At 27.2% G+C, this 10,532-nt stretch carries 12 protein-coding genes; 6 read left to right on the top strand and 6 right to left on the bottom strand.

The features are described from left to right. On the bottom strand, positions 1-677 hold a 677-nt coding region (locus ABY298_RS12150), incomplete at its 3' end, for a RecQ family ATP-dependent DNA helicase (protein WP_372746327.1). After that, a complete protein-coding gene (locus ABY298_RS12145) occupies positions 677-1,210 on the bottom strand; it encodes an AAA family ATPase (RefSeq protein ID WP_372746326.1) in 534 nt (177 codons plus the stop codon). The genes ABY298_RS12145 and ABY298_RS12150, both read right to left, overlap by 1 nt. 114 nt (positions 1,211-1,324) lie before the next feature. Between ABY298_RS12145 and ABY298_RS12140 the strand changes: the two genes are divergently transcribed. The 5 genes from ABY298_RS12140 (at position 1,325) to ABY298_RS12120 (ending at position 6,505) form a co-directional block, all read left to right on the top strand. Next, positions 1,325-1,606 carry a DUF493 family protein gene (locus ABY298_RS12140; protein WP_372746325.1) on the top strand — a complete coding sequence of 94 codons (282 nt, stop codon included), beginning with the start codon at positions 1,325-1,327 and terminating at the stop codon, positions 1,604-1,606. A gap of 100 nt (positions 1,607-1,706) precedes the next feature. Then, positions 1,707-3,314 (top strand): peptidylprolyl isomerase, encoded by a 1,608-nt coding sequence (locus ABY298_RS12135; protein ID WP_372746324.1) that lies wholly within the window; start codon positions 1,707-1,709, stop codon positions 3,312-3,314. 5 nt (positions 3,315-3,319) lie between these two features. After that, a complete protein-coding gene (locus ABY298_RS12130; protein ID WP_372746323.1) occupies positions 3,320-4,168 on the top strand; it encodes a peptidyl-prolyl cis-trans isomerase in 849 nt (282 codons plus the stop codon). A 1-nt stretch (position 4,169) separates the two neighbouring features. After that, a complete protein-coding gene (locus ABY298_RS12125) occupies positions 4,170-5,549 on the top strand; it encodes a peptidylprolyl isomerase (RefSeq protein WP_372746322.1) in 1,380 nt (459 codons plus the stop codon). Between the two features lie 2 nt (positions 5,550-5,551). Continuing rightward, positions 5,552-6,505 carry an AAA family ATPase gene (locus ABY298_RS12120; RefSeq protein WP_372746321.1) on the top strand — a complete coding sequence of 318 codons (954 nt, stop codon included), beginning with the start codon at positions 5,552-5,554 and terminating at the stop codon, positions 6,503-6,505. Here ABY298_RS12120 and ABY298_RS12115 read toward each other — a convergent pair. The 3 genes from ABY298_RS12115 to ABY298_RS12105 are packed head-to-tail and all read right to left on the bottom strand — an operon-like array spanning position 6,502 to position 8,616. Beyond that, positions 6,502-7,071, bottom strand: a complete 570-nt coding sequence (locus ABY298_RS12115; RefSeq protein ID WP_372746320.1) for an RsmD family RNA methyltransferase — start codon at positions 7,069-7,071, stop codon at positions 6,502-6,504. The two genes, ABY298_RS12120 and ABY298_RS12115, sit on opposite strands and share 4 nt — an antisense overlap. After that, positions 7,071-7,916, bottom strand: a complete 846-nt coding sequence (locus ABY298_RS12110) for a DUF3822 family protein (RefSeq protein ID WP_372746319.1) — start codon at positions 7,914-7,916, stop codon at positions 7,071-7,073. Before ABY298_RS12110 ends, ABY298_RS12115 begins: the two co-directional genes overlap by 1 nt. Continuing rightward, positions 7,882-8,616 (bottom strand): hypothetical protein, encoded by a 735-nt coding sequence (locus ABY298_RS12105; protein WP_372746318.1) that lies wholly within the window; start codon positions 8,614-8,616, stop codon positions 7,882-7,884. The genes ABY298_RS12110 and ABY298_RS12105 overlap by 35 nt, the downstream gene beginning before the upstream one ends. Positions 8,617-8,724: 108 nt before the next feature. Between ABY298_RS12105 and ABY298_RS12100 the strand changes: the two genes are divergently transcribed. Continuing rightward, positions 8,725-10,152, top strand: a complete 1,428-nt coding sequence (locus ABY298_RS12100; RefSeq protein WP_372746317.1) for an ATP-dependent RecD-like DNA helicase — start codon at positions 8,725-8,727, stop codon at positions 10,150-10,152. Between the two features lie 73 nt (positions 10,153-10,225). Here the strand turns inward: ABY298_RS12100 and ABY298_RS12095 are convergent, their stop codons facing one another. Beyond that, entirely contained in the window at positions 10,226-10,525 is a 300-nt protein-coding gene (locus tag ABY298_RS12095) for a YbaB/EbfC family nucleoid-associated protein (protein WP_372746328.1), read from the bottom strand. Positions 10,526-10,532: the final 7 nt, after the last annotated feature.

Here is a 10,532-nt window from a genome sequence, read left to right as displayed (position 1 = left end):
TTTATTTTTTTTACAATTTGTAATAACTTATTGTAACTATCTTCGGTTTCAATAACATTAAAATGAAGGTTTTTTCTTTTAAACGATTTTTTAAATAATTGTGCGTTTTCTAAATTTAAATTATGCTGAATATCATTTAATACTTTTTCTGTAGCAGTTGCGGTTAACGCTATAAAAGTAGCTTTTGGCTGTAATTCTTTTAAAATGGTTAATTTTAAATACGATGGTCTAAAATCGTGTCCCCATTCAGAGATGCAATGCGCTTCATCAATAGCAATAATAGATACTTTAAGTTGTTTTATTTTATCTTGAATAAATGGCGATTGTAATTTTTCTGGAGACAAGTATAAAAATTTGTAACCACCAAATTGTAAATTGTCAAAGGCTGTAATAATTTCATCTTGAGATAAATGAGATAATAAAGCAATAGCTTTTATATTTTTTTCTTTTAAACTATTAACTTGATCTTTAATTAGTGCTATTAATGGTGAAATTACAATACAAACACCGTTTGAAAGTAAAGCGGGAATTTGATAACAAAGCGATTTTCCTCCTCCAGTAGGAAGTAAAACCGAACAATTTTTATGCTCTAAAACAGCATTTATAATTTCTTGTTGCGGAGGTCTAAATTGGTTATGATTCCAATATTTTTTAAGAATTTCAATTGGAGTTTCCATTATTTTATATTTTGTAATATAAAATCTGCTCTTTCTGATACAGTTCCAAATGGAACTTCTATAACATTGTAATTTAATTTTTTATAGGTTCTTTCTAAATGGTTATGAATGGCAAGTGCTTGCTCAAAATTTTCATAACGTTCATTATCAGTAATATAAATATCTTCCCAAGGTGGCATTAAAAAAATATAATCGTATTTATATAAATTACTTTTCTGCACATAGGTTTTAGGATAATCTATACTAATATAGTTCATGTACGCGTGTACATCTGGAATACCTCTATCAAAAAAAATAATATCACTGTTTATTTTCTCCGCTTCAATAAATTGGTTTATTCTACCTTCTAAAAGTAATTCACTAAACAATAAGGGTTTAGTTAAAAATAATTGTTCTATTCCTTTTTTACGTGCATTTAAAGTAACCTCTCTAGAAATTTCGGTCATACACATAAAATCTCTAGCCATTAATTCTTCAATTATTGTAGTTTTTCCTGTACTTGGTCCGCCGGTTAAAACAATTTTTTTTTGCATAGCACAAAAATAAGTTTTTCAAAAATAATACTAAAAATAATAGTGTAATTTTGTCAGTTAAATATTAACAGGTTAAATATGGTACTAAATTTGAGTGCTATAAATAAAAAGATAATGGATAATAGAACACAATTTTATAAAAAATTAAAGAAAAAATTAAAACAGGACACTTCTTTTCCAACAAAATATTTGTTTAAATTTATTGTTCCTACGGATGAGGATAAAATTAGCCAAATTGAAAACCTTTTTAATTATGAAGGTGCAGTTATAAATAAAACATCGTCAAAAACGGGTAAATACACAAGTGTTTCCATTCATGTGGTTATGAAAAAAGCCGATCATATTATTATAAAATATATGGAAGCAGAAAAAATTGAAGGAATTATATCTTTGTGATACTTTTAACAAGAAAAACAAAAAATAAAAAATAAATTGCAACGTTTTTATATCATAAAATTTAATAAACTTTTTGTTTATAAAACCCTTACTTAAAACTATGAATTTTAAATATTTAGTGTTAATTGTGCTTTTTTTTGGTATTAAATTAAACGCACAAGAAAATAAAAATGTGTTGTTTTATATTGATAAAGAGCCTGTATTTACACAAGAATTTATAAATGTTTATAAAAAAAATAGTGCTATAATTGAAGAAACATCTAAAAACGGAATTGAAAGTTATTTAGATTTGTATGTAAATTATAAATTAAAAGTGAAAGAAGCTTTTGAATTAAAACTAGACACTATTCAAAAATTTAAAAAGGAATTAAAAGAATATAAAGAAAGTTTAATAGCACCTTATTTAAAGGATAAAAACGTATCAGAACATTTGGTGAAAGAAGCGTATGATAGAATTACAAAAGAAGTAGATGTAAGTCATATTTTATTGTTTTTAAAACCTGACGCAACTGCAAATGACACCTTAATTGCATACAATAAATTGTTAGAAGCTAGAGATTTATTACAAAAAGGTGAAGACTTTAAAGAAGTAGCGCTTAAATATTCTGAAGATCCAACTGTTCAACAAAATGGCGGAAGAATTGGATATTTTACAGGTTTGCAAATGGTGTACCCTTTTGAAAACGAAGCTTTTAATACAAAAATTAATGAAGTTTCAATGCCTTTTAGAACAAAATTTGGATATCATATTTTAAAGGTTCACAATGTTAGAAATTCTAAAGGTGATGTTGAAGTTGCTCATATTATGATTAAAAATGATGAAGCTTTAGCAAAATCTAAAATAGATTCTATTTATACTGAAATAACAACTAATAAAGCCGATTTTTTTGAATTGGCCAAACTTGTTTCTGATGATAAAGCAAGTGGAAATAATGGAGGGAAATTACCTAAATTTGGAACTGGTAGAATGATTGAAAATTTTGCTAATGAATCTTTTAGCTTAAAAAATGAAGGCGATATTTCAAAACCATTTCAAACTCAGTTTGGTTGGCATATTGTAAAATTAATAAAAAAGTATCCTATTGAAAGTTTCGATATTTTAAAAGAAAAACTTACAGAGCAAGTTAATAATGATGAACGTTCTAATTTAATTGGTCAATCTGTATTAAAAAGGTTATTTAAGGAGTATAATGTTACGGTAAATACCGAGGCTTTAAATCAGTTTAAAACAGAAGATTGGAAAACAAATTCAGATAATTTTAAAAGCAATTTGTTAAAAATTAAAGATGAAAATATTTCACAAAGTAATTTTATTTCCTATTTAAAAACTGTAAATTCTTCCGATATAGATAAAGCAATAGTTGGTTTTAAGGAAAAAGAAGTACTTAATTATTATAAAAAAAATATTGAAACAGATAATCAAGAATTTGCCTTAATGTTTAAAGAATTTAAAGAAGGATTATTATTGTTTGATTTATTGGAACAAAAAGTTTGGGAAAAATCTAAAGATAGCACAGGTCTAGCTCACTTTTTTAATGAGCGAAAGGCTGAAAAATATGGAGATAAAAATTTAAGTGACATTAAAGGAACTGTAATTTCCGATTATCAAAGTTATTTGGAACAACAATGGATAAATAATTTACATTCAAAATATAATGTTGAAGTAAATAAAACAGAAAAGAAAAAACTTCTTAAACTAAAATTATAATTTTTTTGAAAAATTTAGTATCATTTATAGTACTGTTAGTAACCTTGCAATCTTGTAATTATTTTACATTTAAAGATAGTAAAAAGGAAGCGCTTGCAAGGGTAAAAGATACCTATTTGTATAAAGAAGATTTAAAGAATATTTTTAATGCAGATTTATCTGAACAAGACAGTATTCTGTTGGTAAATAGCTACATAAATAATTGGGTAAAACAGCAATTATTGCTTTCAAAAGCTCAAATAAATTTAGAAGATAACTCTGATAATTTTGAAGAATTGGTAAAAAAATACAGAGAAGATTTATACATTAATTCCTATAAAGAAGCAGTTGTAAATCAGTATTTAAATTATGAAGTAACAAAAGAAGATATTACTAATTTTTATAATGAAAACAATCAAAATTTTAAATTAAATGAAGAGCTTTTAAAATTAAGATATATTAAAATTGGTAAAAATTTAGCGAATAAATCCGAATTAATACGATTGTTTAATTCATCAAAAAAGAAAGATTTAGACACCTTAAAAGCAAGAGAAATTTTTATTAAATCAAGTCATTTAAACGATTCAGTTTGGGTTAAATTAAGTGAAGTGTATGCTAAAATTCCAATTCTTAAAAATATAGACAAGCAAGAGCTTTTAAAAAACGATAATTTTATTCAAAAAGAAGATTCATTAAGCCTATATTTGGTCAAAATTAAAAAAGTGTTAAATAGGAATGATATTGCTCCAAAAAGCTATATTACTCCATCTATAAAACAAATGATTTTACATCAACGTAAGTTGCAGTTATTAAAAAATATTGAAGAAACATTAATAGAAGATGCGCAAAACAAAAAACAATTTGAAATATATTAAAATGAGTAAAACAATAACAATACTATCTTTTTTATTAGTTGCCTTAAACTTATATTCTCAAGATAGCTTATCAACAAAAAATAAAAGAATAAAAGTAGATGGAGTAGCCGTAGTTGTTGGTAAAAATATAGTATTAGATTCTGATATTGATAAATTCAAGAAAGAATTGCAACAAAGAATGGAAGGTAAAATTGAAATTACTGATTGTGAAATTTTAGAGGAAATTATGACTCAAAAATTAATTGCACATCATGCTGTAGTAGATAGTATTGTTGTAACAGAAGATGAAATTCAATCGGAAGTTGAAAGAAATATGGGTTATTTTACTCAACAATTAGGTTCTATGGAAAAAGTTCTTAAAATGTATGGTTTTAATGATGAAGATGATTTAAGAGAAGAACTTGGTAATATTCAAAAAGAACAATTACTTATTAGACGTGAAAGAGCAAGTATTACAGATAAAATTGATGTAACTCCAGAAGAAGTTAGAACATATTTTAAAAACTTAGAAAACGAAAATAGTTTACCAGAATTTAGTGCTGAAGTAGAAATTGCACAAATTGTAAAGTATTTAAAACCTTCTGAAGAAGAAACAAATAGAGTAGTTGCTAAATTACAAGAATTAAAAAAAGATATTGAAGACGGTTACAGCTTTCGTTTAAAAGCTATTATTAATTCAGATGATCCTGCGGTTTCTGGAAGTGGAGCTGGTTCAGGTGGAAAATATACAATTACCAGAGAAAGTGGTTTTATAAAAGAATTTAAAGAAGTAGCTTTTTCTTTAGATGAAGGTGAAATTTCTGATCCATTTGAATCAGGTTTTGGATTTCACATTATTCAAGTAGAAAAAATTAAAGGTCAAGAACGTGATGTGCGTCATATTTTAATGCAGCCAAAAATTAGCGATCAAGAAATGAATGCTGCAAAAACTGAAATAGAAAAAATTAGAAACCAAATTTTAAATGGTGAAATAACTTTTGAAGAGGCTGTTGTAAATTTTTCTGATGATACTGAAACAAAAAATAATAAAGGGTTAATTTTAAATCCAGAGTCTAATGATACTAAATTTGATTTAACATTAATGGGACCTGATTTATACGGTAAAATAAACAATTTAAAAATGGGTGAAATGACACAGCCATTTTATGAAGAAGTAAGAGGTGGAGAAAAAATGTTTAAAATTATTTTACTAAAATCTAAAGACGAAACCCACAAAGCAGACTTTGTAAAAGATTATGAGAAAATTCAACAATTAACTTTGCAAAAAAGACAAGAGGAAGCTGTTGATAAATGGGTGAAAAGTAAAATTGGAGATACCTATATAAAAATAGGAAAGGACTTTAAAGAATGTGAATTTACTAATAACTGGAAAAAAGAGTAAATATGTCTGATGTTGCTGCGTTAAAAGATTTAGTTGAAAAACATAAAGCTTTAAAAAAAGAAATAAGTAAAGTTATTATTGGTCAAAACATAGCTATTGATCATATTTTACTTTCTATTTTAAGCGGCGGTCATTCGTTATTAATTGGAGTTCCAGGATTAGCTAAAACGCTTATTGTTAATACAATAGCTGAAACATTGGGGTTAGATTTTAAAAGAATTCAGTTTACTCCAGATTTAATGCCTTCGGATATTTTAGGAAGTGAAATATTAGATGAAACAAATCATTTTAAATTTATAAAAGGGCCAATATTTAGTAACATAATATTGGCCGATGAAATAAACAGAACACCTCCAAAAACACAAGCTGCATTGTTAGAAGCTATGCAGGAACGTACGGTTACAGTAGCTGGACATCATTATACTTTATCAAAACCATTTTTTGTGTTGGCTACACAAAACCCAATAGAGCAAGAGGGAACTTATCCGTTACCAGAAGCACAATTAGATAGGTTTATGTTTTCTATTAATTTAGAATATCCAACTTTTGAAGAAGAAGTAGAGGTGGTAAAAACCACAACAAACGATTTTAAAGTTAAAATTGAAACGGTTCTTTCTGCAGATGAGATAAACGCTTTTCAACATTTAATTAGAAGAATTCCTGTGGCGGAAAACGTGATTGAATATGCAGTGAATTTAGTTTCTAAAACAAGACCTAATTCAGTAAATGCTCCTGAGATTGTTGTTAACTATTTAGATTGGGGCGCAGGACCTAGAGCTTCTCAAAATTTAATTTTGGCGGCAAAAGCAAATGCCGCAATACATGGTAAATTTTCTCCAGATATTGAAGATGTTCAAGCTGTTGCTTATGCTATTTTAAAACATAGAATTGTTAGGAATTATAAAGCTGAAGCAGAAGGAATTACTGAAAAGAAAATAATTGAATCACTTCTTTAATTTTCTTCGTTTTCTTCATCATCTATTTCTGGATTTTCAAAAAAGCTAAATACACTTCCTCCATATTTCTTTTGATAACTTAAATGTGTATTGTTTTCAATTTTTGTGAATTTAGAGTGTTCTAAAATTAAAACACCACCTTCATCTAATAATTGATTGTCAAATACCAATTCTACAATTTTTTCAAATTGAGAAAGTTCAAAATCATAAGGTGGATCTGCAAAAATAACATCAAACTTAGCGTTAGATTTTTCTAAATATTTAAAAACGTCACTTTTTACAGTTAAAATACCTAAATCTAATTCATCAGAAATTTGATTGATATATTTTATACACCCAAAATTTTCATCTACTGATGTTATTTTTTCTGTACCTCTTGAACCAAATTCGTAACTAATATTTCCAGTTCCTGAAAATAAATCTAGAACTGAAATTTCGTGAAAATAAAAAAGATTGTTTAAAATGTTAAATAAGGCTTCTTTTGCAATATCTGTAGTTGGTCTAACAGGTAGCTTTTTAGGCGCTTGTAATCTTTTACTTTTGTATTTTCCTGATATAATTCGCATTAAATTTGATTTAGTAAAGTGTAATATTCATGTGTATAAATGCCTTCAATAGTATTATTGTATGATAAATTATTATAAAAACTTACTTTTCTAATATATTGATAAACAATTTTGTATAGTTCAGAATCTTTTTCAATGTTGCCCATTAAAACCAATTGAAATTCTTCTGGGTTTAAATTTAGTTGTTCCGCAATAAATAGTATATAGTATATAAAATCTTCCTTTGTTTTAAAATTAAATATATTATATAACGCTAGTTTTTTATTTTTAAGTACTACAATTTCAAAAGCCAAGTTTGTAACGTTTACAAAGCATATAGGTTCTTCTTTATGCTTAAATTCGTTTAATAAGCACTCTATTAAAACCGTAGATGAATGTTTAAATATAAAAGAGCCATATTGGTCAAACAAGAAATTATTTACATTCACAAAGGGAATATACACATTTACTATGTTGTCGTTTTTTAACTCATCAAAGGTTATAAAATCGTTTTCAAGTACTTTTATAGAATACTTTAAATAGTTTGCCAGGTTATTTTTATCAAATAGGGCGGAAGGTACTTGTGTTACTAAGTTGTTAAAATGAGTTACACTTAACGATTTATATGCATGCTGAAGAATGGTTTCATTTTTAAAAATTTCTTCAACAAATTCAAGCTGTTTGTATGGAGAAATTTCATAATCATCTGAAAATTCAAATGATGAAAAATAATCTATTTCTTTGTTATGAATATTTGCTATACAAAAAGAAAATCCATCCAAACTAAGTTGGATGGATAAATGGTATTTCTCTAGATTGTTAAAATCTAAATTATTCTTCGATATCTTTTTTATCTCCTTTATCATAAAATGGAGGCCAGTTACCGTCTTCGCTAACTTCACCTAATGATCCTACTCTTAAAAATTCACCTTTAATATCTTCACCTCCAATGGCTTCTTTTTCTTGTTTTACAAGGTTATAATCCAATCCTTCTAAAATTAAAGCTTTGTCAACTCTTACTTCAAAAACTTGAGCTTTTAAACCTGCAATTTTTTCAACAAAACCAATTTCAATTTTGAAATTTTGATCTGTACCAGGTATTTTAAGCATATTTTTGTAATCTGTACCTGCAAATTTTGTTTTTACGTCTTCGTAACCAATAGTATCAACAACTCTTTCTTCAATTTCTTTAGTAATTCCTCCACCAACATTTATAGTTTTAACTACGTTTCTTGTTTGAGTTAAGGCAAATTTACCATTTTCAATAAAGCTAATTAATTCTTCTCCATTATCAGTATATCTTCCTTTTACTTTTTTGAAAGCTACTTCGGCATCTCTAATAATTTTCAAACGTTCAATTACCTTTGCGTATCTAACTTTTTTCTCTTTGTTAAACTGCATTGGTTTTTGAATTTCATAATTGATTTTATAAACTAAAAAAGCTGCAATTGCAATTAATAAAATTGATAAAATCCAATGTAATTTTCTCGGAATATAATTTACAATGGCGTAAGCTAATAATGCGGTAACTAAAATGGCCGCTATAATAATCAATATTGTTGTCATTTGTATTTGTATTATTAATTTTTTGTGTGTACGCAAATCTACAAATTTTTTTTAATGAGAAAAACTTTTAAGCATAAATCAATTTGTATATTTGAATTTTATTACAAAATGATTAAAACTACACAAGAATTTTACAATAATCTAACTGAAAACTTTCCTTTTGAGCCTACAATTTTACAAGATGTTTTGCTTCAAAAATTATCAGATTTTATTTTTGAAAATGATAACAGGCACTTATTTTTAATTAAAGGATATGCCGGAACCGGTAAAACAACGTCTATTAGTACGGTTGTAAATAATTTATGGAAAGCCGGTAAAAAGGCGGTTTTGTTAGCTCCAACTGGTAGAGCCGCAAAAGTAATTTCCGGTTATTCTGGTAGGCAAGCTTTTACAATTCATAAAAAAATATACCATCCGCGTAAAAACAAAAAAGGTGGAATTGATTTTTCTTTACAAGTAAATAAGCATACAAATACCATTTTTATTGTTGATGAAGCATCTATGATACCGGATTCTTCTACAAATGGAAATTTGTTCGAAAATTCATCATTATTGGATGATTTAATCTCATTTGTATACTCTGGGGCTCATTGTAAATTAATTTTAATTGGCGATACAGCTCAATTACCGCCTGTAAAACTAGAATTAAGTCCAGCATTAGATGCGCAGAAATTACATTTAAATTACGATAAAATTGTTACTGAAATTGAATTGAATGAAGTTATGAGGCAACATGCCGATTCTGGAATTTTGGTAAATGCTACCGATTTACGTTTTATTTTAGCAAATAGTGGTTTTAGTGATTTTAAATTTAGATTGGGTTATCCAGATTTAATAAGACTTATTGATGGTTATGAAATTGAAGATGCCATAAATAGTTCTTACGATAATATTGGAGTGGAAGACACTGCTTTTATTGTGCGCTCAAATAAAAGAGCCAACCAATACAACCAACAAATAAGAAGTAAAATTCGCGGTCAGGAAAATGAAATTTCTACGGGAGATTTTGTAATGGTTGTTAAAAACAATTATTTCTGGTTAAAAGAAAGTAGTGATGCTGGTTTTATTGCTAATGGTGATATTTGTGAAATACTTCAAATATTTAGTATTAAAGAATTATATGGTTTTAGGTTTGCAGAAGTGCAAATTAGAATGATTGATTATCCAACCCAAAAACCTTTTGAAACAGTATTATTGTTAGACACGCTAACTTCAGAAACACCATCGTTGTCTTACGAAGAGTCTAATAAACTATACCATGAAGTTGGGAAAGATTTTGCGCATGAAACTTCAAAATATAAACAATTACTTGGTATTAAAAAGAGTAAATATTTTAATGCACTACAAGTAAAGTTTTCTTACGCAGTTACGTGTCATAAATCGCAAGGAGGACAATGGAAAACTGTTTTTATAGAACAACCGTATTTACCAGACGGACAAAGTATTCCGTATTTACGTTGGTTATACACAGCAATAACACGTGCTCAGGAAAAAGTGTATTTAATTGGTTTTAAAGATGATTTTTTTGTAGAATAGAGGTTTTAAGTTTATAATCTCGATATAGTTGAGTATAAAATGCTATTTACCAAATACCAATTATCATCTAAATCTATTTAAACAAATCCATTCCCGGAATATTAGGCATTCCATCTTTTGCAGCAGCAGCCAATTCGGTTTCGCTGATAGAATTTGCTTTTTCTAAGGCTTTATTTAAGGCAATTACTAATAAATCCTCTATTTCTTCTTTGTCTGTTAACTCATCAGAAATAGTGATGTTTTTAACAGCTCTGTTAGCAGTAACTGTAACTTTTACCATTCCATTGCCAGCTTCACCATCAATTAAAATAGTGTTTAATCGTAATTTTGTGGCCTCAATTTTTTGCTGAGCTTCTTTTAGTTTTGCCATCATTCCAGAT

The organism is Lutibacter sp., from assembly GCF_041596795.1.
Lineage (GTDB): Bacteria > Bacteroidota > Bacteroidia > Flavobacteriales > Flavobacteriaceae > Lutibacter.
Note: the sequence above shows the minus strand (reverse complement) of the source record. Positions and strands in the feature narration are given on the sequence as shown.